The 24,961-nt window shown below is 74.0% G+C and carries 19 protein-coding genes and 1 pseudogene; 11 read left to right on the top strand and 9 right to left on the bottom strand.

Annotated features, from left to right (window positions below; translation table 11 throughout):
- The first annotated feature begins 47 nt into the window (after positions 1–47).
- From ACIGFK_RS38640 to ACIGFK_RS38625, 4 genes are read left to right on the top strand one after another with little or no spacing between them, the layout of a single operon-like run.
- Positions 48–1,553, top strand: a complete 1,506-nt coding sequence (locus ACIGFK_RS38640; RefSeq protein ID WP_376660285.1) for a hypothetical protein — start codon at positions 48–50, stop codon at positions 1,551–1,553.
- A complete protein-coding gene (locus tag ACIGFK_RS38635; protein ID WP_376660284.1) occupies positions 1,550–1,705 on the top strand; it encodes a hypothetical protein in 156 nt (51 codons plus the stop codon). The genes ACIGFK_RS38640 and ACIGFK_RS38635 overlap by 4 nt, the downstream gene beginning before the upstream one ends.
- Positions 1,702–2,607: a hypothetical protein gene (locus ACIGFK_RS38630; RefSeq protein WP_400055573.1), complete on the top strand. Its 906-nt coding sequence runs from the start codon at positions 1,702–1,704 to the stop codon at positions 2,605–2,607. The genes ACIGFK_RS38635 and ACIGFK_RS38630 overlap by 4 nt, the downstream gene beginning before the upstream one ends.
- A 55-nt stretch (positions 2,608–2,662) precedes the next feature.
- Complete coding sequence (locus ACIGFK_RS38625; protein WP_400055571.1) at positions 2,663–7,300, top strand: hypothetical protein; 4,638 nt, start codon at positions 2,663–2,665, stop codon at positions 7,298–7,300.
- Positions 7,301–7,609: 309 nt separating this feature from the next.
- On the opposite strand, the pseudogene ACIGFK_RS38620 reads toward ACIGFK_RS38625, so the two are convergent.
- Positions 7,610–8,011: pseudogene (locus ACIGFK_RS38620) on the bottom strand (hypothetical protein); the annotation flags it as partial.
- 342 nt (positions 8,012–8,353) lie between these two features.
- On the opposite strand from ACIGFK_RS38620, the gene ACIGFK_RS38615 reads away from it, so the two are divergent.
- The 4 genes from ACIGFK_RS38615 to ACIGFK_RS38600 are packed head-to-tail and all read left to right on the top strand — an operon-like array spanning position 8,354 to position 12,647.
- Positions 8,354–11,101, top strand: a complete 2,748-nt coding sequence (locus ACIGFK_RS38615; RefSeq protein ID WP_400055569.1) for a nitrate- and nitrite sensing domain-containing protein — start codon at positions 8,354–8,356, stop codon at positions 11,099–11,101.
- Positions 11,098–11,535 carry a roadblock/LC7 domain-containing protein gene (locus ACIGFK_RS38610; protein ID WP_365180471.1) on the top strand — a complete coding sequence of 146 codons (438 nt, stop codon included), beginning with the start codon at positions 11,098–11,100 and terminating at the stop codon, positions 11,533–11,535. The genes ACIGFK_RS38615 and ACIGFK_RS38610 overlap by 4 nt, the downstream gene beginning before the upstream one ends.
- A 10-nt stretch (positions 11,536–11,545) precedes the next feature.
- The gene (locus ACIGFK_RS38605; protein WP_376660581.1) at positions 11,546–12,034 is read left to right on the top strand and encodes a DUF742 domain-containing protein; all 489 of its coding nucleotides are present in this window, start codon (positions 11,546–11,548) and stop codon (positions 12,032–12,034) included.
- Entirely contained in the window at positions 12,015–12,647 is a 633-nt protein-coding gene (locus tag ACIGFK_RS38600; RefSeq protein WP_376660580.1) for an ATP/GTP-binding protein, read from the top strand. The genes ACIGFK_RS38605 and ACIGFK_RS38600 overlap by 20 nt, the downstream gene beginning before the upstream one ends.
- Positions 12,648–12,792: 145 nt before the next feature.
- On the opposite strand, the gene ACIGFK_RS38595 is transcribed toward ACIGFK_RS38600, so the two are convergent.
- From ACIGFK_RS38595 to ACIGFK_RS38585, 3 genes are read right to left on the bottom strand one after another with little or no spacing between them, the layout of a single operon-like run.
- Positions 12,793–14,001, bottom strand: coding sequence for a lipid-transfer protein (locus ACIGFK_RS38595; protein ID WP_376660579.1), 1,209 nt, complete (start codon positions 13,999–14,001; stop codon positions 12,793–12,795).
- The gene (locus tag ACIGFK_RS38590; protein WP_376660578.1) at positions 13,998–14,465 is read right to left on the bottom strand and encodes a Zn-ribbon domain-containing OB-fold protein; all 468 of its coding nucleotides are present in this window, start codon (positions 14,463–14,465) and stop codon (positions 13,998–14,000) included. Before ACIGFK_RS38590 ends, ACIGFK_RS38595 begins: the two co-directional genes overlap by 4 nt.
- 51 nt (positions 14,466–14,516) lie before the next feature.
- Positions 14,517–14,855, bottom strand: a complete 339-nt coding sequence (locus ACIGFK_RS38585; RefSeq protein WP_376660577.1) for an Mpo1-like protein — start codon at positions 14,853–14,855, stop codon at positions 14,517–14,519.
- 88 nt (positions 14,856–14,943) lie between these two features.
- Here ACIGFK_RS38585 and ACIGFK_RS38580 point away from each other — a divergent pair, with 88 nt between their 5' ends.
- Positions 14,944–15,453, top strand: a complete 510-nt coding sequence (locus ACIGFK_RS38580; RefSeq protein WP_376660576.1) for an NUDIX domain-containing protein — start codon at positions 14,944–14,946, stop codon at positions 15,451–15,453.
- A 16-nt stretch (positions 15,454–15,469) separates the two neighbouring features.
- Here ACIGFK_RS38580 and ACIGFK_RS38575 read toward each other — a convergent pair whose 3' ends face one another.
- Together ACIGFK_RS38575 and ACIGFK_RS38570 are read right to left on the bottom strand one after the other, a co-directional pair.
- Positions 15,470–16,060 carry an HAD family hydrolase gene (locus ACIGFK_RS38575; protein WP_386472377.1) on the bottom strand — a complete coding sequence of 197 codons (591 nt, stop codon included), beginning with the start codon at positions 16,058–16,060 and terminating at the stop codon, positions 15,470–15,472.
- A gap of 529 nt (positions 16,061–16,589) precedes the next feature.
- Positions 16,590–18,938, bottom strand: coding sequence for a glycoside hydrolase family 31 protein (locus ACIGFK_RS38570; RefSeq protein ID WP_376660574.1), 2,349 nt, complete (start codon positions 18,936–18,938; stop codon positions 16,590–16,592).
- 213 nt (positions 18,939–19,151) lie between these two features.
- Here ACIGFK_RS38570 and ACIGFK_RS38565 point away from each other — a divergent pair, with 213 nt between their 5' ends.
- Together ACIGFK_RS38565 and ACIGFK_RS38560 are read left to right on the top strand one after the other, a co-directional pair.
- On the top strand, positions 19,152–21,128 hold the full coding sequence (locus ACIGFK_RS38565) for an acetoacetate--CoA ligase (RefSeq protein WP_376660573.1): 1,977 nt from the start codon (positions 19,152–19,154) through the stop codon (positions 21,126–21,128).
- Positions 21,129–21,213: 85 nt separating this feature from the next.
- On the top strand, positions 21,214–22,110 hold the full coding sequence (locus tag ACIGFK_RS38560) for a hypothetical protein (protein ID WP_376660572.1): 897 nt from the start codon (positions 21,214–21,216) through the stop codon (positions 22,108–22,110).
- A gap of 91 nt (positions 22,111–22,201) precedes the next feature.
- Here the strand turns inward: ACIGFK_RS38560 and ptsP are convergent, their stop codons facing one another.
- From ptsP to ACIGFK_RS38545, 3 genes are all read right to left on the bottom strand, one after another.
- The gene (ptsP, locus tag ACIGFK_RS38555) at positions 22,202–23,872 is read right to left on the bottom strand and encodes a phosphoenolpyruvate--protein phosphotransferase (protein ID WP_376660571.1); all 1,671 of its coding nucleotides are present in this window, start codon (positions 23,870–23,872) and stop codon (positions 22,202–22,204) included.
- A gap of 74 nt (positions 23,873–23,946) precedes the next feature.
- Positions 23,947–24,396, bottom strand: a complete 450-nt coding sequence (locus tag ACIGFK_RS38550) for a PTS glucose transporter subunit IIA (RefSeq protein WP_376660570.1) — start codon at positions 24,394–24,396, stop codon at positions 23,947–23,949.
- A gap of 281 nt (positions 24,397–24,677) precedes the next feature.
- Positions 24,678–24,961, bottom strand: a 284-nt coding sequence (locus tag ACIGFK_RS38545) for a hypothetical protein (RefSeq protein ID WP_400055565.1), incomplete at its 5' end; no start/stop codon positions are given.

Genomic DNA, 24,961 nt, shown 5'->3' with positions numbered 1-24,961 from the left:
ACCCCCGCGTTTGGGATGTTGTCAGGGTCAGCGCCTAGTCTTTGTCCGTGACTTTCCCCGCCCCGGCGAAGACCCTTCCGTCCCCGGCCCCGGGCCCGGCCGCCGACGAGGGCCTGGCCCGGCGGCTGCGCGCCCTCGCCTGCACCGCCCCGCTGCACGACCTCGACGTCCGCAAGGCCAATCTGGCCGGCGAGTACGGGGTCTACGCCATGGCCGAGGTGGCGCTCTCCGCGATCGACCTGGTCACGCTGAACATGGACTTCGACACGGGCGCCGACCACGAGCAGATAGTGGCCCGCCTGCTGCCGCGCGTCGCCGCCCAGGCCCCGGCCCGCCCGGCCGCCGAGCACGAGCGGGTGGCCCGCTGGGTGCTGGAGAACCTGATCAACGTCGGCAGCGTCGACCGCGGCTTCCGCGCGATCTACGGCACCTTCGGCGCGGACGGCGTCTACGTGCGCCGCGACTACGACTTCAAGCTGATCGAAGAGGTCCCGGGCCACGGCGGCGCGGTCTACCTGCGCACCACGGACGAGGCGGTCAACGTACTCGTCGGCGCCCTCGACACCGACGTCACCAGCGCGCAGATCGCCGCCGAGGTGAAGCTGGAGGTGCTGATCAGCCGCGGCCGGCTCGCCGACGCCCAACTCGCCGCCGAACAGGCCCGCTACCGGACCGTGCAGTACGCGGAGACCCTGCGCCGCACGCTGGACGCGACGCGGCGCAACGTCCGGGCGGTGGACTGGCTCCAGTCCGTGCCCGACATGATCGAGGAGGCCCTCGACCACGTCGCCGACCGCTACCGCCACGAGAACGCGATCCTGACCAACATCCGCAAGGCGCGCGACGAGGCGGAGGAGCCCGACAACAAGCGGCGGGCCGCCGAACTCGTCGACATCGTCAAGGACTGCATCCGCCGCCACACCCAGCTCCAGTCCCGGCTGCTGGACGCCGGCCCGCTCTTCCGCGCCGAGCAGGACCGCCAGGCCTTCGCAGCGCCCGCGCCGCGCTCGGGCATCGACCTGTACGGGCAGCTCGTGGCGCCGATCCTGCCGCTGCCGGTGGCCGGGGCCCGCCGGGTCACCGACGCCTTCTTCGCCTCGGGGGCCGGCCTGCGCACCCCCGTCTCGGTGCGGGTCACCGACCTCGTCGACATCCTGTTGACCCCGCCGGTCGAGCGGGAGCACCTCGGCGTGGAGATGCCCGAGCCCGACCTGATCGCCACCCCGGACGACAGCCGCTTCAGCGAGGAGCAGCTCGCCGCGGCGACGCGGCTCCTGGACCTCCCGCACGACGCGCCGCGCCGGCTGTCCGGCCTGCTGGCGGAGGCCCGCCGCAGCGACCCGGACCTGCCGTACCTGGTGGCGCTGCTGGCCGTCCACGCGGCGAGCCCGGCCGTCGGCACCGCGTACCGCCAGGGCGAGGAGCGGCTGCTCTTCGCCGTCGACGACGGCACCCAGCTCGACGACCCCGAGTTCGGCGGCGCCGACCTCATCGTGGGCACGGCCCTCCTGGACGCCGCCGGCATGGCCGCCGACCGCACGGAGGCGGCGTGAACACCGCCGCCCCCGCCGCGCGCCCCGTCGCCCCGCACGCGCGGACCCGTACCGCACCGTGCACCGGGACCGGGCCCCGCCTGCGGCCCGCAGCACCGGGCACGACCCGTACCGCGATCACCACCCGTACCGCCGAGGAGACGTACCAGTGAGCGACCACCACGCCGAGTACACCGCGTGGAGCGAGCCCGACGCGCCGTCGGCTCCCGTCGCGCCCGCGCCCGCCACCGCGGCGGTCACCCCGGCGGACGCCGCCGACGCGGCCCGCCTCGTCGCCTTCGGGCTCCAGCCCAAGCTGCTGCCCGCCCGCGACGCCGAGTACGCCGAACTGCTGCGCCGCTACCGCGAGGACACCGCGTTCGGCCGCCTCGCCGACGCCGTCGCCACCGGTCTCGGCCTCGTCGTCCTGGAGGTGTCCACCCGTGCCGGCATGGCGGTCGCCGCGGGCGAGGACTCCGTCTTCGCCGTCCGCATGGGCGACTACGCCCGCCGCACCGCCGCCGACTCCGCCGACCGCTTCCTGCACGGCCTCGCCCACCTCGCCGTCGCCGCCCTCGCCTTCCCCCGCCCCGAGGACCTCGCCGACGACGCCTACATCGGCCGCATCACCGTCAACGGCGTCGACTCATTCGTCCGGCAGACCTGCCGGCGCCTGGAGGAGCGCGCCGAGGAGCTCGGCGAGAACACCGACCCGGCCTCCGACGCCCCCGGCCTGGAGGCCGCCTGGCGCGTCTACGCCCGCCGCAGCGCGACCGGAGCCACCAAGGACGCCCGGCGCCTCGCGGGCTCCACCACCGGCATCGTCGGCAAGGCCGCCGCCTTCCTCACCGACTCGGGCTTCCTCCAGCGCACCGGCGACGAGTCGGGCGGCACCTACCGCACCACCCCCCGCTACCAGCTCCAGGTCCGCGACATGGCGGGCAGCACGGCCATGGCCGAGCTCCTGGAACTCGGCGTGGTCCCCGTCACCGACGGCTCCGCCACCCTCCTGCCGCCGCCCGAGGGCGACGACCTGGACCTGGCGGCCGACGCCGGCCTGCCGTTCCACGCCTGAGCCACCCGCCCCACACGTACCGAGACCCACCAAGAAGCAACGAGAGTCCGCCGCCATGTACGAGCTGTCCCGGATCCGCCTCTACTCCATCGGGCCCGCCGGCGCGCGCTACGCCGACACCGTGCTCGACCTGCGCGGAGTCGGCGAGCCGGTGCCCCACCCGGCGCCGATGCAGGCGGAGTTCTTCGAGGACGAGCCCACCGGCCCGCCGCGCCGCCCCGCGCCCGCCGGCGTGCTGTTCCTGGAGAACGGCGGCGGCAAGTCGGTCCTGCTCAAGCTGATCTTCTCGGTGATGCTCCCCGGCCACCGCAACACCCTCGGCGGCGCCAGCTCCGGCGTGCTGCGCAAGTTCCTGCTCGCCGACGACTGCGGCCACGTGGCCCTGGAGTGGCAGCACACCCAGACCGGCGAGTGCGTGGTCGTCGGCAAGGTCAGCGAATGGCGCGGCCGCCAGGTCTCCAACGACCCCCGCAAGTTCGCCGAGGCCTGGTACTCCTTCCGCCCCGGCCCCGGCCTCAGCCTCGACAACCTGCCCGTCGCCGAGGCGACCGCCGTACGCCCGCCCGTCGAAGGCGCCTCCGGCGCCCAGGGCCGCCGCCGCACCATGAAGGGCTTCCGCGACGCGATCACCGAGGCCGGCAAGGCGTACCCGCACCTGGAGGTCTCCTGGGAGGAGATCCACGACCGCTGGAACGAGCACCTCACCGAGCTCGGCCTCGACCCCGAACTCTTCCGCTACCAGCGCGAGATGAACGCCGACGAGGGCGAGGCCGCCGGCCTCTTCGCGGTCAAGAAGGACTCCGACTTCACCGACCTGCTGCTGCGGGCCGTCACCGACACCCGCGACACCGACGGCCTCGCCGACCTCGTCCACGGCTTCGGCAACAAGCTGGGACGCCGAGCCGAGCTGATGGCCGAACGGGACTTCACCGCAGGCTCGGTGGACCTCCTCACCCGCATCGTCGAGGCCGCCGAGACCCGCACCCGGCTGCGCGACGTCCACGCCGGCGCCGAACGCCGTACGCGCACCCTCGCCCGCCGGCTCTCCGCCCGCGCCGCCGAGGAACGCGGCCGGGCCGCCGAACTCGCCCAGCGGGTCACGGGCGCCGCCCACGAGGTCACCGCCGCCGAGTCCGCCCGCGCCCGCAGCGCCGCGGTCTCCGCCGAACTCGCCTACCGGCACGCCTCGCTGGCCCTCACCGTCGCCGACAAGGCGGCCGCCGCCGGGCGCCGCGAACTCCTCGAAGCCCGTACGCTGCACTCCGCGTGGCAGGCCGCCGAGAGCGTCCTGCGCCACCGCGCCGCCGCCGACCGCTCCGCCCGGGTCGCCGCCGCGATCCTGGAGGCCGAGCGGGACGCCGCCCCGGCACTGGCCGCCCGCGCCACGGCCGCCGCCGACCTGGTACGCGCCCTGCACACCGCCGCCGAACAGGGCGAGCAGGCCGCGAACGAGGAGGAGGAGCGCTCCGCGGAGCTCCAGGCCGTCGGCGAGGCCGCCCACCGCGACGCCACCGCCGCCGCCACCGCCGCGCAGCGGGCCCGCAGCGAGGCCGAGCACCTCCGCTCGCGGCTGGGCGAGGTCGAGCAGGAGACCGCAGAGGCCGTCCGCGCGGGCTGGCTCGACGACTCGGCCCCCGACGCAGACCCGGCCCGTGCGGCCCTCGCCGCAGCCGACGCCGAGAAGACCGCCGTGGCCGCCTGGGACGAGTCGCGCGAAGCCGCCCGGACCGCCGGCGAAGCCGCACGGGAGGCCGCCGCCGCGGAATCCCGGGCCGAACTCACCGCCGCCCGCGCGGCGGACGCCGCCGACGCGGCCGAGGCCGCCCACGCCGCCGAACACCGCGCCGCGGCCTCCCTCGCCGGATCCGCGCGCCTGGCGGCCCTCCTGGGCCTCCCGTCGGCCCCGGACGCGGACCCTGCGCCCGCCTCCGCCGACCCGCACGGCACGGCCCAGGACGCCCCCGCCACCGCCGGACGGCTGACGGCCGAGGACCTCGACCGGAACGCGGCGGACCTCCACCGCCTGCTGACCGACGGCGTCGCCGCCGCCGAACGCCAGCTGTTCGAGCTCCGGACCGCCGCCGCCGACGACTCCCGCATCCTCGGAGCCCTCGGCGACGGGGGCCTGCTGCCGCCGGGCCCCGACGTCCTCGCCACCGTCGAGTACCTCGGCGAGCACGGCATCCCGGCGCTTCCCGGCTGGCGCTACCTCGCCCAGTCCGTGGACCCGGCCGACCACGCCGCCGTCCTCGCGGCCCGCCCCGAACTCGTCGACGGCGTCGTCATCACCGACCCCGACACCCACGGCCGGGCCCGCGAGGTCCTCTCCGCCGCGGCGCTGCTGCCCCGCTCCACCGTCGCCGTCGGCACCGCCGCCGCCCTGCTGGCGCCCGTACCGCCCGCCGACGGCACCGACACCGGCGTCTTCCTCGTCCCGCCGAACCCGGCGATGCACGACGAGCACGCCGCCGACGAGGAGCGCCAGGCGCTGCGCGCCCGCGCCACCGCCCGCGACACCGAGATCCGCGACCTCGCCGCCCGGCTGTCCGGCGACCGTGAACTCGCCGCCCGCCTCGCCTCCTGGCGCACCGGCTGCCCGACCGGCCGGCTCGCCGAGCTCGTGCAGCAGGCCGAGGCCGCCCGGGTGTTCGCCGAGGAGGCCGACGCCGAGCTGGCGGAGGCCCGTACCGTACGCGCCGAGGCCGACGAGGCCGCCGCCGACGCCGCCCGCGTCCGCGACGAGCGCCAGGACACCGCCCAGCGCGCCCGCCGCGCAGCCGACGCCCTCGCGGGCCTGGCGTTCCGCCTGCGCGAGCGCGCCGGCTGGCAGACCAGGCTCCGCGAACTCGCCGACGAGGGCGCCGAGTCCGAGGCCCGCGCCGAGGTCTGCCTGGACCGCGCCCGCGCCGCGGACGAGGACCGCCGCGCCGCCCAGCGCGCCGCCGACGACGCCCGCCGCACCGCCCGCGCCCTGCGGGCCGAACGCGCCGAGATCGCCGGCGCCCCCGACCCCCTCCCCGAGGACGACGGCAGCCGCAAGGCCCCCCTCCCCGACCTCCGCGAGGCCTACCGGGCCGCCTCGCAGCTCTACGAGAAGGTGGGCGTCGGCGCCGACCTGCGGGCCGAACAGGCCCGCGCCGAGAGCGACGAGAGCGCCGCCCTCGCCGAGCTCGACCGCCTCACCAACAAGGTCCGCACCCGCGCCGCCCAGCTCCTCGAGGGCACCGACGGCGCCGACGGCCCCTCCCGCCAGGCGGCGGCGGCCCGCGCCGAGGCCCTCGTACAGATGCTGGAGTCCCGGGCGTCCGCCGCGAGCGAGCAGCTGGGCCGGCTGCGCGGCGAGGCCGAACGGCACGCCCCGGCCGACGGCGAGGCGCACACCGAGCTCCCCGACGAGCTCGTCCCCGGGGACGTCGAACAGGCGGTGGCCCTGCTGCGCACCGCCACCGCCCAGCACGCCGCCCACAGCGCTGCGGTGGAGTCCGCCCGGGCCGCCCACGCGGACCTGCTGCGCGCCCACCGCACCGCCGAGGACGGAGCCGGGGGCTTCGACGAGACCGCCGCCCTCCTGCGGGACCTGCTGCGCGACCACGCCCACCCGGAGGACGAGCAGGAGCCGGCCCCGTACCCCGGCACGCTGGAGGAGGCCCGCCAGTCGGCCTCCGAGGCCCGCCGCTCCCTGCGCGGCTGCGCGGCCGACCTCTCGGCCGCCGAGGCCGCGGTGCGCGAGGCGAGCGACATCCTCGTCCGGCACGCCAACGCCACCCGCTACGAGCAGGTGCGCACTCCCGCCCGCCAGCAGATCCGCGAACTGCCCGCCTCCGCGCTGCCCGAGCACGCGGCGTCCTGGGCCGCGGCCTTCGCGCCCCGGCTCCGCGTCCTCACCGACGAGCTGGCGCAGCTGGAGCGCAACCGCGACAGCATCGTCGACCGCCTGCGCGGCCTGGTGGAGTCGGCCCTGGCCACCCTCCGCTCCGCCCAGCGCCTGTCCCAGCTGCCCGAGGGCCTCGGCGAATGGTCCGGCCAGGAGTTCCTGCGGATCCGCTTCGAGGAGCCCGACCAGGCCACGCTCACCGAGCGGCTCGGCGAGGTGATCGACGAGGCCACGCGCTCGGCCGTGAAGAAGAACAGCACCGCCTCCTTCGGCGAAGGCCGCCGCGACGGCATGTCCCTGCTGCTGAGGGGAGTCCAGGCGGCCCTCGAACCCAAGGGCATCTCCGTGGAGATCCTCAAGCCGGACGCGGTCCTGCGAGCCGAACGGGTCCCCGTCGGCCAGATGGGCGACGTGTTCTCCGGCGGGCAGCTGCTCACCGCGGCGATCGCGCTCTACTGCACGATGGCGGCGCTGCGCAGCAACGACCGCGGCCGCGACAAGCACCGCCACGCGGGCACGCTGTTCCTCGACAACCCGATCGGCCGCGCGAACGCCACGTACCTGCTGGAGCTCCAGCGGGCGGTCTCCGACGCCCTCGGCGTCCAGCTCCTCTACACCACGGGCCTGTTCGACACCACGGCCCTGGCGGAGTTCCCGCTGGTGATCCGGCTCCGCAACGACGCGGACCTGCGGGCGGGCCTGAAGTACATCAGCGTGGAGGAGCACCTCCGCCCGGGCCTGCCCCAGCAGTCCCCGGAATCGGAGCCCATCCACGGCGAGATCACGGCAACCCGCATGTTCCGCCGCACCCCGTCCTGACGGGTCCACGTCCCGCCCCTCCGGCGTTCGAGGAGCGGGGGCCGGGGCGGAGCCCCGGGAAACGGCGAAAGGGCGGGGCGGGGAGAAGCGCCGCACGGCGGCCCCGGCACCCGCCGCCCCGCCCGGCCCCGCAGCGGCACCCGCGGCCGGCGCCCGCGCCCGGCCCGGCACAGCGGCACCCGCGCCCGCATCGGCACAGCGGCACCCGCACCGCCGCCCCGCGCCAGCCCGCGCCGCCCCGCGCCGCCCGCGTCAGCCCGCGCCGCGCCCGGGCACCCGCGAGCCCCCGGCCAGCGGCGCCCCCGCCCAGACCCCCCGCGCCGCACTGCTCGGCACCGAGAGGACCCCGTGGCGCTGGTTCCACGCCTGCCGGGTGATCCACACGTCCAGCACGCCCCACGTGGCCACGATCGTCCCCGCGACCGCGCACAGGGCCATCGGGAAGGCCAGCCAGGAGCCGGCCAGCGTGAGGTAGAAGGTGATCGTGGCCAGGGTCAGCGTCACCGCCACGATCAGCACCGCCCGCACCGCGGACGCCCGCACCGGGTCCGGCATCCGGCGCCGCCGGGCGGGCTCCTCCACCCACAGCCCGCTCCGCATGCCACCGGCCTCGGCCCCGTCCGCCCGCCGCGCCGGGGCCGCCGCCCCGCCGCCGCCCTCGTATCCGTTCACGGTCCGCTCACTCCCCAACCTGCGGCCGGCGTCGTCCATACCGCCATGCCTACCCACCCCGCCTACTGGGACAGACGTCCGACGCGGCCCGGAGATTCCCGAATCCCGGACGTATCCGCCCGACCCGAAGATCGCGGAACGAACAATTCCAGCCATCCATCATGTCGCGGGAACCGAGACCCCACCAGGTGTCATCTGCCACAAATCGGGCCGCACTTGACCGGAAGTATCGGACAACTGGTGATCTCTGCCCGGGCGTCCGGCCGAAAACGTCCGGACACGCCTTCGAACCGCCGGTTCGTCAGTAGTAGGCTCACGCCGTTTAAATGACGGAACACCGACCCCGATCAACGGGGTTGAGCTGGGGAGGCTGGGGAGGCCATGCGCTTTCGCGGGAAATCCATCCGCCGGAAGATCGTGGCGTTGCTGCTGGTACCGCTCGTCTCCCTGACTGCCCTCTGGGGCTTCGCCACGGTCATCACCGGCCGTGAAGCCGTCCAGCTCCTTGACGTGGCCTACGTCATCGACAAGGTCGGCTACCCCGTCGAGGACATCGCCCGAGTCATACAGAAGGAACGCCGGCAGACCCTCGTGCTGCTCGGCGACCCGCGGGCCGCCGGGGCGATATCCGAGCTCACCACGAGCCGCACCGTCACCGACGAGGCAGTCGAGAAGATCAGCGTCAGCGCCCGGGACCCCAAGGTCATGGACGAGTTGAGTCAGCAGAGCGGACGGCAGCTGCAGAACATCGTCGCGGCCTTCCACACCATCGGCTCCGTGCGCCGTTCCGTGGACCAGAACTCGGTGGACCCCACGCAGGCGCTCGATCTCTACAACCGCCTCATCGACCCCTGCTACGACTTCCTGATGAACCTTCACGGCCTGGACAACGTGGAGGTAGACAAGGAGGGCCGGGCGCTCGTCGGCATCAGCCGCGCCCGCGAGCTGTTCTCCCGCGAGGACGCCGTCGTGGCCTCCGCCCTCGTCGCCCGCAGCGCCGACGGCGCGAACGTCCGCCAGGTCTCCGACCTCGCCGCGAACCGCAAACTGCTCTACGAGTTCAACCTCGTGACCCTTCCCGCCGACGACCGGGAGCGGTTCGAGCGGTTCTGGTCGGGCTCGGACACCAAGGCCCTGCGCGACGCCGAGGAACGGTTCATCAGCTCCGGCACCAGCAAGAGCCCGCGCAGCACGACCGCAGCCCAGTGGGACGAGCTCGCGGGCAAGGCGCTCGCCGACCTCGCGACCATGAACACCGATGCCGGCAACCGCTACCAGCAGCGCATCGAGCCCGTCGCCATGGACGTCATGATCCAGGCCGCCCTCGCCGGCGTCCTCGGCTTCATCGCGCTGATCGTGTCCCTCATCCTCTCCGTCCGCATCGGCCGCGACCTCATCCGCGACCTGTCCCGCCTGCGCAAGGACGCCCACGAGGCCTCCGGCGTCCGGCTGCCCAGCGTCATGCGCCGCCTCGCCGCCGGCGAGCACGTGGACGTGGAGACCGAGTCGCCGCACCTGGAGTACGAGAAGGACGAGGTCGGCCAGGTCGGCCAGGCCCTCAACAGCCTCCAGCGCGCCGCGGTCGAGGCCGCCGTCAAGCAGGCGGAGCTGCGTCGCGGGGTTTCCGAAGTGTTCGTCAACCTGGCCCGCCGCAACCAGGTGCTGCTGCACCGCCAGCTGACGCTCCTCGACACCATGGAGCGCCGCACCGAGGACTCCGAAGAACTCGCCGACCTCTTCCGCCTCGACCACATGACCACCCGCATGCGCCGCCACGCCGAGGGCCTGGTGATCCTCTCCGGCGCCGCGCCCTCCCGCCAGTGGCGCAAGCCCGTCCAGCTGATGGACGTCGTACGGGCCGCCGTCGCCGAGGTCGAGGACTACGAGCGCATCGAGGTGCGCCGGCTCAGCCGCCTGGGCATCGTCGGCCCGGCCGTCGCCGACGTCACCCACCTCATCGCCGAACTCCTCGAGAACGCCACCGTGTTCTCGCCGCCGCACACCGCGGTCCAGGTACTCGGCGAACGCGTGGCCAACGGCTTCACCCTGGAGATCCACGACCGCGGCCTCGGCATGACCCCGGAGGCCCTGCTCGACGCGAACCTCCGGCTCGCCGAGACCCCCGAGTTCGAGCTCTCCGACACCGACCGGCTCGGCCTCTTCGTCGTCAGCCGCCTCGCGGAGCGCCACGGCGTCAAGGTCGTCCTCCAGCCCAGCCCGTACGGAGGCACCACCGCGGTGGTGTTCCTGCCCTCGGCCCTGCTCACCGAGGCCCCCGAGACCAACGGCACCGGCGTGCGCCTGGACGGTCCGGCCAAGGCCGCCTCCGAGCGGCCCGGACCCGCCGCCCTGGACCGCGGGCAGCCCGGCGCCCGCCAGCTGGCCACCGCCGAACTGCGCGGACCGGTCGAGCTGGAGGCCCCCCTCGACCTGAACGGGGCCGATGCCCTCGACGGCGTCATGGACGGGGGCGTCGCCACCGGGATCGCCGGCCTCACCGGAGTCGGCGGCCGCCCCGCGATGGCCACCCTCGACGACGAGACCCCGCCGGGAGGCACCCCGCGCAGCGCCCTGCTGGGCCTGCGCCCGGCCGACCGGCCGCACGCCGAGCGGAACGGAGCCCGCCAGGGAGCCGGCCGTGACCGCGAGTCGCTGGCCCCCACCGGTCCGGTCCGGCTGGAGACCCAGCGCGCCGAGGCCGGGGTGCGCCCCGACGGCCGCCGCGCCCAGGGGGCGGGAGCAGTGCCGCTGCCGCGCCGCCGCCCCGCCCCGACCCTGGTGGCCGAACACGGCCGCCGGGTGGAGCCCCGCCCCGTGTCCGGAGCCGCGAAGCCCGCACAGGGCCCCGCACCCGCCGCCGACGACACCGTCGCGGGCGGGCTGCCCCGCCGCGTCCGCCAGGCCAGCCTGGCGCCACAGCTCAAGAACAGCCCGGCACCGAAGCCCGCGGACACCGCCCCCGAACCGGTTGACCACCGGGACGCGGACGACGTGCGCGCGCGCATGTCCGCACTCCAGCGAGGCTGGACGGCGGGCCGCAACCAGCACGTACAGCAGCAGTCCGAGACCGACGCCGGCACCCCCGCCGCCACCGGTCCCGCGATCGAGAACGAAGGGGACGGTCGATGACCGCACCGCAGACCGGAAACGACACCAGGGGCCGCGGCTCCGGCCCGCTCAACTGGCTTCTCGACGAGCTCGTCGACCGAGTCGGCTCCATCCGCAAGGCGGTGGTCCTCTCCGGCGACGGATTGCCCACCGGCAGCTCCAACGACCTGACCCGCGAGGACAGCGAGCACCTGGCGGCCGTGGCCTCCGGCTTCCACAGCCTCGCCAAGGGCGTCGGCCGCCACTTCGACTCGGGCAAGGTCCGCCAGACCGTGGTCGAGCTCGACGAGGCCTTCCTCTTCGTGATGGCCGCCGGCGACGGCAGCTGCCTCGCGGTCCTCGCCGACGCCGACTCCGACGTCGGCCAGGTCGCGTACGAGATGACGCTCATGGTCAAGCGAGTCGGCGACCACCTGGCGACCGCCCCGCGCACCGGGCTGCCCGCCGGAGGGTGAGTCGGACCGCATGAGCGAACCAGGCCACGACCGCCGGCACCCTCGCGACCACGACACAGCCGACAGCGGTATCAGCGGCCCGGGCGACCACGCGGTCGACCGGGCCGATGCACCGACCAGCGAGCACGACCACTGGTTCGACGACGACGCGGGTCCGGTCGTCCGCCCGTACGCGATGACGCGCGGACGGACCAGCCACGCCGGCCAGCACCGGCTGGACCTGATCGCGCTCGTCGTCGCGGAACCGGCGGCCGACGATCCGGTCTGGGACCTGACCCTGTCCCCGGAACACGCGCACATCCTCGGAATGTGCCGCGACCGGCCGCAGTCGGTCGCGGAACTCGCGGCCGACGTCGACCTCGCGGTCGGCGTGGTCCGCGTCCTGATCGGCGACCTGGTCGCCGACGAACTGGTCCACGTGACCAGGCCGGTACCCCCGGCCGAACTGCCCGATGAATCCATTTTGCGTGAGGTGATCGATGGCCTTCGGGCGCTCTAGCCGCACCGGTGCCATGCATGCCGTGTCACCGGTCGAGCCGCTGACCCTGAAGATCCTGGTCGCGGGCGGCTTCGGGGTGGGCAAGACCACCCTGGTCAGTGCGGTAAGCGAGATCAGACCCCTGCGGACCGAGGAACGGCTCTCCGAGCCGGGCATCGGCATCGACGACACCGGGGGAGTGGAGGGCAAGAGCACCACGACCGTGGCGATGGACTTCGGACGCATCACGCTCCGCGAGGACCTCGTCCTGTACCTGTTCGGCACTCCCGGCCAGGACCGCTTCTGGTTCCTCTGGGACGAGCTCGCCCAGGGCTCGCTCGGCGCGATCGTCCTCGCGGACACCCGCCGGCTCGCCGACTGCTTCGCCGCGATCGACTACTTCGAGCGGCGCGCGATCCCGTTCGTCGTCGCGGTCAACTGCTTCGACGGCGCCGACCGGCACCCCGTGGTGACCGTGCGGCAGGCACTCGACCTCGACCCCGAGGTGCCGGTGATGCTGTGCGACGCGCGCGACCGGGAGTCCGTGAAGGACGTACTGGTCGGAGTCGTGGAGCACGCCATGACCTTGGCCCGTGCCCGGCGCATGAGCCTCACGGTGGAAGCCGGGGCCTGACAAGGAGGCGGCCCGTACCCCCGCCGACTGGGGTACGGGCCGCAGCTCTCATGGGGGGTTCGCGGTCCCGGTCGCCGCGCGGGACTGTGGAGCGAGTGTGAACCCGCCGCACGGCACCGTCAAGCGTTCGCGCAACCCGAACCCGTCACCGGACGGCGATCACCGCCGAACCGTGCCCGAACAGCCCCTGGTTCGCGGTGATTCCGGCCCGCGCCCCCGGCACCTGCCGCTCCCCGGCCGTCCCGCGCAGCTGCCACGTCAGCTCGCACACCTGCGCGATGGCCTGCGCCGGAACCGCCTCGCCGAAGGAGGCCAGCCCGCCGCTCGCGTTCACCGGGATGCGCCCGCCGAGCGCGGTCGCCCCCTCCCGTACGAGCTTGGCGCCCTCGCCCTCCCCGCAGAGCCCGATGTCCTCGTACCACTCCAGTTCGAGGGCGGTGGAGAGGTCGTACACCTCCGCGAGCGAGAGGTCGTCGGGCCCGAGCCCCGCCTCCTCGTACGCGGCGCGCGCGATCGAGGAGCGGAAGGATCCGGCTGCCGGCTCCACCGCCACCACCGAATCCGTGGCGATGTCCGGCAGGTCCAGCACCGTCCGCGGATACGTCGGCGTCACCGTCGACACGGCCCGGATCCGTACCGGGTCGGCCACCCCCCGCGCACGGGCGAACTCCATGCTGCTCAGCACCAGCGCCGCGCCCCCGTCGGAGGTGGCGCAGATGTCGAGCAGCCGCAGCGGATCGGCGACGATCGCCGAGGCCGCCACCTCCTCCGCCGTGACGGCGCGCCGGTAGCGGGCGTTCGGGTTGAGCACACCGGCCGCCGCGTTCTTCACCTTGACCTGGGCGAAGTCCTCCGCGGTGTCCCCGTACACGGCCATCCGGCGGCGGGCGTAGAGCGCGAAGTACGCCGGGTTCGTCGCGCCGAGCACCCGGAAGCGCAGCCAGTCCGGATCGTCCGGCCGATCGCCCCCGGCCGGGGCGAAGAACCCCTTGGGCGCGGCGTCCGCACCCACCACGAGGACCACGTCGGCCAGCCCGGCCAGGATCTGCGACCGGGCCGTCCCGATCGCCTGCGCCCCGGACGCGCACGCCGCGTACACGCTGGTCACGCGCGCACCCTGCCAGCCCAGCGCCCGGGCGAAGGTCGCCCCCGCCACGTAGCCCGGGTAGCCGGAGCGCACGGTGTCGGCGCCGACGATCGAGCCCACGTCAGTCCAGTCCAGCCCGGCGTCGGCCAGCGCCGCCCGCGCAGCGGCCCGCCCGTACTCGACGAAGCTCCGGCCCCACTTGCCCCAGGGGTGCATGCCCGCCCCGAGGACGGCGACATCCGCGGCGCTCGTGCGACCGGCGCTCATGCGGCTCCTCCCACCGGCTTGAACTGCCAAGTGGTCCACGTGGTTCCGGCGTCCTCGTTCAGCACGCCGCCCACCACCTCGACCTCCATCCCGACCGCCAGATCGGCGACGCCGACGCCCGGGGCGGCCTGGCCGAGCACGACCATCCCCTCGGCCTCCAGCTCCACGGCGACGAGCGTGTACGGCTCCCAGGGCGCCTCCGGATCGGACACGTACGGTGCGGGCGGCCGGTACCGCCCGTCCGTGTAGGACCAGACCCGGCCGCGGGCGGACAGCGGCACCTCGGCGAGCTCCCCGCCGCCGGGGCAGCGCGGATTGCGGCAGTACGCGTCCTCGCGCGGGAAGAACACGGCCGTGCAGGCCGAGCAGCGGGTGCCGAGCAGCCGGAAGCCGCCGCCCGCCGCGTCCTCGGTGAACCACCCGGTCACGACGGGTGTGCGTGTGCGTGCCAAGACCCCTCCCATGCAGCAGAGCTGACGCATCGTCAGAAGTCTGTCACGGCAGGGCCGACCCGGTCACCGGTTCTGGGCGAGCCACTTCCGCGCGATCTCGCCCAGCTCCGCGTCCCGGCCCGCCAGCATCATCCGGATCATCTGCGCGTCCCCGCGCAGCGACCACACGGGATGGCCGAAGGTGGCGGGGTTGTTCCCCTCGATCAGGAAGTGCGCGGGCCAGGCCGTCCCGTACCCCACGAGCGGGAGCGCGGCGAGGTACCGCCTGCGCCCGCGCGCCACCCCGTAGGCGGTCAGGGCCAGCCCCGTGAGGGTTCCGGTGAGGTGGACCCACCGGGTGGCGGCGCGGGAGTGCATGGCGACGTAGTACGGCCAGAATTCCTCGTACGAGCTGAAAGTCATGCGGGCACGGTACTCACGGCCGGACCGGGGCGACAGCGACGGGGAACAACAGCCGCCGTCCGCAGGCCCCTTGGCATACGATCGCCGCATGTCGGCACAGCTGAGGGACTCGCACTGCTCCACCTGCGGAGCGACGTACTCCACGCGTACGTGGCCCCGCACCTGCGACGCCTGCGGGGCGGTCGCCTACCGCAACCCGCTCCCGGTGGCCATCGCGCTGCTTCCCGTCGAGGACGCGGACGGCACCGGCCTGGTGGTCATCACCCGCACCATCGAACCGGCCCTCGGCGGCATCGCCCTCCCCGGAGGCTTCATCGACTTCGGCGAGGACTGGCGCGAAGGGGTCGTCCGCGAACTCCGCGAGGAGACCGGCATCACGGCCCCCGCCGCCGAGGTCGCCCTGGCCGACGCCATGAGCTCCCCGGCGGGCCACCTCCTCCTCTTCGGCCTCCTCCAGGCCCGGCCGACCGCCGACCTCCCCGAATCGAAGCCGACGGACGAGACCACGGGCTGGCACGTCCTGCGCACCCCGGCACAACTGGCCTTCCCCCTCCACACCCGGGCGGTCGCGGCCTGGTTCGAGGGCAAGTACGCCTGAGCCGGCGGCCCGCCGCTCACCCCCGGCCGGGCTGCGGGACCCGTACGGAAGCCATGCCCGCCGCGGTGGCGGCCCGGATCCCCAGGTCGGTGTCCTCGAAGACGAGGCACGCCTCCGCGGGGACCCCGAGGTGCTCGGCGGCCCGCAGGAACGCCTCGGGGTCGGGCTTGGCCTTCTCGTAGTCACCGGCGCACACGAGCACGTCGAACCTGTCGAGGAGGCCGAGCACGGTCAGCGACGCGGTGACGGAATCGCGGGTGCTGCCGGAAACCACGGCCGTCGGTATGCGCCGGTACGCGTCCTCGATGTGCGGCAGGACCCCCGGAACGGCCGTGAGCTGCGGGAGGAGCTCCCGGTAGAGCGATTCCCTGCGCCGCTCGACCGCCGCGACCGGCATGGCCAGCCCCTGGCTCTCGTTGAGGGAGGCGATGATGTCCGCCACCGGGCGGCCTCCCCACGCGTAGAAGAGGTCCTCGGGGAACGAGCAGTCCCATTCACCGAGGGCCTCCTTCCAGGCGCGGTAGTGCAAGGGCATCGAGTCGGCGATGGTGCCGTCGCAGTCGAACAGGTAGGCACCGAACTCGCCGGGCGGCAGGGAAATGATCACCACGTGAGCGTACGACCTCCGCCCACCTCCAGCCCTCCGGCCTTCAAGCAGCGAACTCCGCCGGAGAGCCCAGCACGAAGCGCACCAACCCGCTCCCCTCGGCGAGCGGGTCCCGCCGGGGAAGCCCGGCACGACCGGACCGACCCGTTCCCTCTGGGGGGCGGGTACCGCCGGGGAGCCCGGCGCGACCGCACCAAGCCGATCCCGCCCGGGGAGCGGACTCCGGCGGGGAGCCCCGACCGCCCCGCTCCAGGTCGAATAGCGGGGTCCGCCGGGAGTCCGGCGCGACGCGTACCAACCCGCTTCCGCTCGGGGAGCGGCGTCCGCCGGGGAGTCCGGCGCGACGCGCACTGCCAGCTCTCGCTCGGGGAGCGGGGTCCCGGCAGGGGAACCCGCACGGCCCGCACGGCCCGCACCGCACCGCCCCGCACCGCACCGCCCCGCACCGCCCCGCTCCCGCTGGAGCAGCGGGGTCCGGCGCCCGGCCCGGGCACGGAACCCGCACCGCCCCGTTCACGCCGCCGCTCGCCTAGAGCCCCCGCACCACCGCCCCCTCCACCACGGCCCCCGCCTCGTCCTCCACCACCACCGCGTCGCCGGCCCACCGCACGGTGTACCGCTCGACCTCCCCCGGCTCGAACCCCGGCCCCGGATCGCGGATCACCACCCCGCCACCCGTACGCCCCCGCGCCGGGGCCCACACCTCCAGCTGCACCCCCTCGCCGGAGGCGCACCGCACCGGAACCACCGCACCCGCCCGCGCCAGCACCGGGATCCGCCCCTGCGGCGCGTCCAGCAGCACCTGGCCCGGCCCCTCGTGCGCCGCCCCCGTCGCCGTGTCGTACCACCGCCCCCGCGGCAACCGCACCGCCCGCCGGTCCGCCCCGCACTCCAGCACCGGCGCCACCAGCAGCGCATCGCCCAGCAGGAACGCGTCCTCGCAGTTCCGCAGCCGCCGGTCCTCCGGATTCCCCCACCACAGCGGCCGCACGTACGGCGCCCCCGTCCGCCGTGCGAGGTGCGCCAGCGTCACGAAGTACGGCAGCAGCCGGTCCCGCTCCGCCATCAGCACGCGCGCCTGCTCCTCCACCTCCGCCCCGAACTCCCACGGCTCCCGCCGCCCCGCCCAGATCGCCGAGTGGGTCCGGAACAGCGGCAGGTACGCCCCCAGTTGCAGCCACCTCACGTACAACTCGGGCGACGGCGAACCCCCGAAGCCGCCCACGTCCGGCCCCGAGTACGGCACCCCGCACAGCCCCAGCCCCAACACCAGCGCCAGCGAGGCCCGCAGCCCGTCCCACGTGCTCTCGACATCTCCCGACCACGTGCCCCCGTACCGCTGCATCCCCGCCCACCCCGACCGGGAGAACAGGAACGGCCGCTCCTCCGGCCGCAGCCGCAGCAGCCCCTCCCAGCCCGCCCGCGCCATCGCGAGGGCGTACACGTTGTGCCCCTCCCGGTGGTCGCCGCCCGCACCGTCCATCGAGTGCCGGGCCGACCTCGGCAGCGTGGTGTCCCCGAACGGCGCGAAGGACACCGGCTCGTTCATGTCGTGCCAGAACCCCGCGAAACCCCGCGCGAGCCGTTCCGCGTACATCCCGCCCCACCACTCCCGCACCGCCGGATCCGTGAAGTCCGGGTACGCGCACTCGCCCGGCCACACCTCACCGCGCACCTCCTGCCCCCGCGCGTCCCGTACGAACGCACCGCCCGGCCCCACCGACAGCCCGGCGGCGTGCACCGCGTCGCCCGCCTTCACCGCCGGGTCCACGATCGACACGAGCCGCACCCCCTGCTCCCGCAGTTCCCGGGCCAGCCCCGGCAGGTCCGGGAACCGCTCCTCGTCCACCGTGAACACCCGGTGCCCGTCGTAGTGGTCGATGTCCAGGTGCACCGCCGACAGCGGCAGCCCGCGCGACGCGTACCCCGACACCACCCGCCGCACCTCCGCCGTGCTCCCGAACCCCCACCGCGCGTGCTGATAGCCCAGCGCCCACTCCGGCGGCACCGCGGCGGAACCCGTCAGCCCCGACCAGCCCTGCGCCACCCGCGCCGGCGGCCCCACCAGCACCCAGCACCTGAGCGGACCGCCCTCCATGCGCAGCTCGCTCGACCCGGGACGGTCCACCCCCGACCCCGCGCCCTCCTCGCCCTCGCGCAGCACCACCCGCCCGTCCCACGAGTTGTCGTGGAACACCAGGTGCGTGCCCGCGTCCGCGACCACCATCTGCACCGGCATCGTCAGGTACAGCGGGTCCACCCCCGGGCCGAAGCCGCCCTTCGGGTCCGTGTTCCACAGCCGGTACGTCCCGTCCCGCAGCCGCGGCCCCGCCGCCCGCCCGCCCAGCCCGAAGAACCGCGCGTCCGCAGGCACCTCGCTCCGCTGCACCCACCTGGCCCCGCCCATCCGGGGGTCCACCGGCTCCCACCACCGCGGCGGGGAGTCCCGGCGCAGGACCGTTCCGCCCGGAGTGCGCACCTCCACCGCCCCGTGCCGGGACACGGCCACCGTCACCCGCTCCGACACCACCCGCCAGCCACCCCCGGTGTCCGGCTCCAGCACCGCCCTCGGATCGGGCTCCGGCCCGCTGCCCACGACCGCGTACGAGGGCGTCGGCCCGGCACCGTCCCAGCTCCAGAACACCGCACCGCCGACCATGACCCGCACCACCAGCTCCGAGCGCGCGAACCGCAGCACGCCCCCGCCCGGGAGCGGCTCCGTGTCCGCCAGCAGCCCGGGCACCCGCGCCCGCTCCGCGCCCCGGGGCGGCAGGCCCACCGCGTCCGCCCGCCGGCGCCGCCAGGCCGCGAGCCAGGCACGCCTCCCGCGCTCCGAGCCGATGTCCTGCACCACGCGCACCAGATCACGACCGTTCATGCCGATCACCCTGCCACCGGCCCCCGGCCCAGGGGGCTGCGTTCAACTGCCGTTCACCCGGCAGGCACGGCCGCGCCGCAGCTGACGGCCCTGGTGCGGATCTCGATCACGTGGCATCGTCCCTGTGGGCCGACGCGCACCCACCCCCGCGCGCAGGCACCGTACGCAACGCACACCACGCGCGAGCCGCAGACTTGACCGGGAGCCGACCCCATGACTTCAGCCACGCAGCCGGAACCCCTCTGGGCCCCGGGCCCCGACCGGATCGCCGCGGCCCGGATCACCGCCTTCCAGGCCTGGGCCGCCGAGCGCCACGGGGCCCCCGCCGACGGCGGCTACCCCGCCCTGCACAGCTGGTCCGTCGACCGACTCGACACCTTCTGGCAGGCCGTCGCCGAGTGGTTCGACGTCCGCTTCACCACCCCGTACGAATCCGTGCTCGCGGACCGCTCCATGCCCGGCGCACGCTGGTTCACCGGCGCCACCCTCAACTACGCCGAGCACGCCCTGCGCGCAGGCGAGGACCCGGCCCGCGCCGACGACGCCGCCCTGCTGTACGTCGACGAGACCCACGAGCCCGTCCCCGTCACCTGGGCCGCGCTCCGCCGCCAGGTCGGCTCCCTCGCCGCGGAACTGCGCGCCCTCGGCGTCCGCCCCGGCGACCGGGTCAGCGGCTACCTCCCCAACATCCCCGAAGCGACCGTGGCCCTGCTCGCGACCGCCGCCGTCGGCGGAGTCTGGACCTCCTGCGCGCCCGACTTCGGCGCCCGCAGCGTCCTCGACCGCTTCCAGCAGGTCGAGCCGGTCGTCCTGTTCACCGTCGACGGCTACCGCTACGGCGGCAAGCAGCACGACCGCCGCGAGACCGTCGCCGAGCTCCGCGCGGACCTGCCCTCCCTGCGCGCCGTCGTCCACATCCCGCTCCTCGGCACCCCGGCCCCCGAGGGCGCCCTCACCTGGTCGGACCTGACCTCCGCCGACACCGAGCCCGTCTTCGAAGCGGTCCCGTTCGACCACCCGCTCTGGGTCCTGTACTCCTCCGGTACGACCGGCCTCCCCAAGGCGATCGTCCAGTCGCAGGGCGGCATCCTCCTCGAACACCTCAAGCAGCTCGGCCTGCACTGCGACCTCGGCCCCGAGGACCGGTTCTTCTGGTACACCTCGACCGGCTGGATGATGTGGAACTTCCTCGTCTCCGGCCTCCTCACCGGTACGACGGTCGTCCTGTACGACGGCAGCCCCGGCTACCCCGACACCGGCGCCCAGTGGCGGATCGCCGAGCGCACCGGGGCCACCCTGTACGGCACCTCCGCCGCTTACGTGATGGCCTGCCGCAAGGCCGGGGTCCACCCGGGCCGGGACTTCGACCTCTCCGCCGTGAAGTGCGTGGCCACCACCGGCTCCCCGCTCCCGCCCGACGGCTTCCGCTGGCTCCACGACGAGGTGGCCGAGGACCTGTGGATCGCCTCCGTCAGCGGCGGCACCGACGTCTGCAGCTGCTTCGCCGGAGCCGTCCCCACCCTCCCCGTCCACATCGGCGAGCTCCAGGCGGCCTGCCTGGGCACGGACCTCCAGGCCTGGGACCCGGCCGGCAAGCCCGTCCTCGGCGAGGTCGGCGAGCTCGTCGTCACCAACCCCATGCCGTCCATGCCGATCCGGTTCTGGAACGACCCGGACGGCAGCCGATACCGCGACAGCTACTTCGACATGTTCCCGGGCGTCTGGCGCCACGGTGACTGGATCACCATCACGGACCACGGCTCGGTGATCATCCACGGCCGCTCCGACTCCACCCTCAACCGGCAGGGCGTCCGGATGGGCTCCGCCGACATCTACGAGGCCGTCGAGCGCCTCCCCGAGATCAAGGAGTCCCTGGTCATCGGCCTGGAGGAGCCGAACGGCGGCTACTGGATGCCGCTCTTCGTCCACCTCGCCCCGGGCGCCGCCCTCGACGACGACCTCCGCACCCGGATCAAGCAGACCATCCGCGAAGAGCTCTCCCCGCGCCACGTCCCCGACGAGATCATCGAGGTCCCGGGCATCCCGCACACCCTCACCGGCAAGCGGATCGAAGTCCCCGTGAAGCGGCTGCTCCAGGGCGCACCCCTGGCCAAGGCGGTCAATCCGGGTTCCGTCGACAACCTCGACCTCCTCCACTTCTACGAGGAGCTGGCCCGCACCCGCGGCTGAGCCCGGACCCACGATCACGGCCACTGTCAGTGGCCGTGATTACTCTGAGTGAGCAATCGATCGCACCACTCAGGGGGAGCCAGCCATGCCACGCAAGAACGACACCCACCGCCGCCGCGCACTGCGCCGCGAAGCCCCCAGCACCGTCGGCCTCCTGGCCGACTCCGGGGACTTCGCGGCCATGAGCGGCTACCGCAGCTTCACCTTCGACCACCGTGACGACTACGCGGACTACCTCCGCCACGTCGAGACCCTGCTCCGCTCCCTCGCCGCGCAGGGCATCCACACCACCGTCGCCCTCTTCGACCCCGACGAGTACGCCGGCTACTGCGAGGACAACGGCCTGGACCCGGACACCGCCGAGACGCGCACCCGCTTCACCGCCGAGCTCGCCGGACACGGGGCCGGACTGCCCTACACCGGCCAGCCCATCGACGAACTCGTCCCGCTCCTCGTCGACGAAGCCGTCCGGCAGGCCACCTGGGAGTACGCCACGACGCTCCTCGCCGGAGTGGGCGCCTGCGCCGACTGCGGCGAGGACATCGGCCACGCCTCCTTCGACCGCGCCACGGACACGGTCAAACGCCTCATGGCCGGTGCCGGGGGCGGCAGCCACCACTTCGTCTGCAGCGTCCCGACCGAGACGGAACAGCTCGTCGCGGTGCTCCATGCACAGTCCACCGACGACCAGGAGTCCACGCCCCGCATCGAGGGCCGCGAAGGACTCGACTTCGTGACCGTCCTGGCAGCCGGCCTCGCCCTCGGCGGCCCCGGGGGACTGGTCCTGCGCAGCTCCGCCGAGGGCCACAGGGACCGGGTCCACGGCTGGCGGCTCGACCGCGGCCGCCTCGTCGCCCTGTCGGCCGCGGCCGTCTTCAACGCGTACTGCACCGACGCCGACACCGGTGAACCCGTCGCCCCCGAACCGGGCGTCGAGTACTGCCCGGGCTACGAGGTGGACGAACCGGGCCCCCACCACTAGGCCGCACCGGGAACGGAAAACGCCGAGGGGCCCTCACCACCGGCGAAGGCCCCTCAACCACTCACTCACTCACCCGTCCGGCCGATCCGGCCTACTCGCCGGAGAGCACCGCCTGCGCGGCCACGCGGGCCTCCTCGGCGCTGTCCGCCGCACGAGCGGCGGCCGCGGCCCGCTCGCACTGGGCGAGCGTGTACTTGGCGAGCGTCGCCCGCACGTACGGAATCGAAGCGGCACCCATCGAAAGAGAGGTGACACCCAGGCCGGTCAGCACACAGGCCAGCAGCGGGTCCGAAGCGGCCTCGCCGCAGACACCGCAGCTCTTGCCCTCCGCCTTGGCGGCCTCGGCCGACATCGCGATCAGGTCGAGCAGCGCCGGCTGCCACGGGTCCTGCAGCCGCGACACCGCACCCACCTGGCGGTCCGCGGCAAAGGCGTACTGCGCGAGGTCGTTCGTGCCCAGCGAGAGGAACTCGACCTCCTGCAGGATCGAGCGCGCCCGCAGCGCAGCGGAGGGGATCTCCACCATCGCGCCGAACTTGGCCTTCAGACCCGCCTCACGGCAGGCGTCCGCAAAGGCCTTGGCGTCGGTGCGGTCGGCCACCATCGGGGCCATGACCTCGAGGTAGACGGGGAGACCCTCGGCAGCCTTGGCCAGCGCGGTGAGCTGCGTGCGCAGCACGTCCGGGTGGTCGAGGAGCGAGCGCAGACCACGCACACCCAGCGCGGGGTTCGGCTCGTCCGCCGGAGTCAGGAAGTCCAGCGGCTTGTCGGCGCCCGCGTCCAGCACCCGCACGACGACACGCCCCTCGGGGAACGCCTCGAGCACCTTGCGGTAGGACTCGACCTGCTTCTCCTCGGACGGCGCCTTCTTGCTGTCGTCCAGGAAGAGGAACTCGGTGCGGAACAGGCCCACACCCTCCGCCCCGGCCTCCACGGCCGCCGGCACGTCCGCGGGACCACCGACATTGGCCAGCAGCGGCACCTTGTGACCGTCGGACGTCGCACCAGGACCGGAAGAGGCCGCCAGCGCGGCCTTGCGCTCCGCGGCCGCGGCCTCCAGCTCGGCCCGCTTCTCGTCACTCGGCTCGACGAACAGATCGCCGGTGCTGCCGTCCACGGCGATGACCGTGCCCTCGGCGATCTCACCGGCACCGGGCAGCGCCACGATCGCCGGTACGCCCAGCGCCCGGGCGAGGATCGCGCTGTGGCTGGTCGGCCCGCCCTCCTCGGTCACGAAACCGAGCACCAGCGCGGGGTCCAGCAGAGCCGTGTCCGCGGGGGCGAGGTCCCGCGCGATGAGCACGTAGGGCTCGTCACTGTCCGGAACACCCGGCATCGGCACGCCGAGCAGGCGCGCCACGATGCGGTTGCGCACGTCGTCCAGGTCGGCCACCCGGCCGGCCATGTACTCGCCGGCCCCGGCGAGCAGGTCGCGGTAGGCGGCGAACGCGTCGTACACGCCGCGCTCGGCGGTGCTGCCGACGGCGATCCGCCGGTCGACGTCCGCCATCAGCTCGGGGTCCTCGGCGATCATCGCCTGGGCCTCGAGCACGTGCTGGGCCTCGCCACCGGCCAGCTGGCCACGCGCGATCAGGTCGGCCGCCACGGCACTCACCGCCTTGCGGGCGCGCCCCTGCTCACGCTCCGCCTCATCCGCGGTGATCTGCCTGGCCGGCGGTTCGAGGACCGCCGTGCCCATGTGCCGTACCTCGCCGATCGCCACACCGTGGCTCACGCCGACGCCTCGCAGCGTTGTCTCCATTTCACCCGTCTCCGATTGAGCGGCGGCCCGAGCCGCCGCGGTGGATGTCCGACTCGCCCGTGCAGGCGGACAGGTCACTTCCAGCTGAAGAGCGCGTCTCCGGCCTTCAGGTCCCCGTCCTCGACCACGTCGGCGAGGGACTCGACGGAGGCTTCCAGCGCCACGACCGGGCAGATCGGCGACTTGCCGGCCGCCTCGACGGCCAGCGGGTTCCAACGGATGACGGCCTGACCACGGGTCACGGTGTCGCCCTTGTTCACGAGGAGCTCGAAGCCCTCGCCATTGAGCTGAACGGTGTCGATCCCGAGGTGCGTGAGCACGCCGTGTCCGTCACCGTCGACGACCACGTACGCGTGCGGGTGCAGGGAGACGATCACACCGTCGACGGGGGAGACCGCCTCCGAAGGCTCGCGCACGGGATCGATGGCGGTGCCCGGACCCACCATGGCGCCGGAGAACACCGGATCCGGCACTGCCGCGAGTCCGATGGCGCGCCCGGCAAGTGGGGACGTCACGCTGGTCATGGGGGCCTCCCAGGGGTGGGGCTTCTTCGTGTCGCCGTCACTACGTGTTGCGAACGGCGTACTCTTCAGAAGGATATGTCAGAGGATGTTCGGATTCGCCCGATGTTGGTCCTGATCCGGACTGGTCCTTGGGCCTGGAGACTAGTGGACTAGACCGGTGGACTAGACCATACGCCTGAATCGATTTGCTTGGGCACCACGGGGCCTGTACTGTCGGTTCTCCCGCCAGGACGCTCCGTGTGAACTTTTCGCGAACGTCCGGTGGACGGGACTCCTCCTCTTCAGTGCTGATCTCGATCTCTGTCCTGATTCCCGTATGCCTTTTTGGGCAAACGACGAATGGTCAGGGGGACGGAAAATCGCTGATAGAGTCGGAAACGCCGGAAGGGAAAGCGCGAAAGCGAAGACCTGGAAAGCGCCGAGGAAGTCGGACACGAAAGAGTCTGATAGAGTCGGAAACGCAGGACAGCAGAACGAAAGCCCGGAGGAAAGCCCCAGCCGATGTTGCTGAGGGTGAGTACAAAGGAAGCGTCCGTTCCTTGAGAACTCAACAGCGTGCCAAAAA

It is taken from the genome of Streptomyces sp. NPDC085524 (assembly GCF_044541755.1).
In the GTDB taxonomy this organism is placed as follows: Bacteria; Actinomycetota; Actinomycetes; order Streptomycetales; family Streptomycetaceae; genus Streptomyces.
This window is presented reverse-complemented; position numbering and strand designations above follow the sequence as displayed.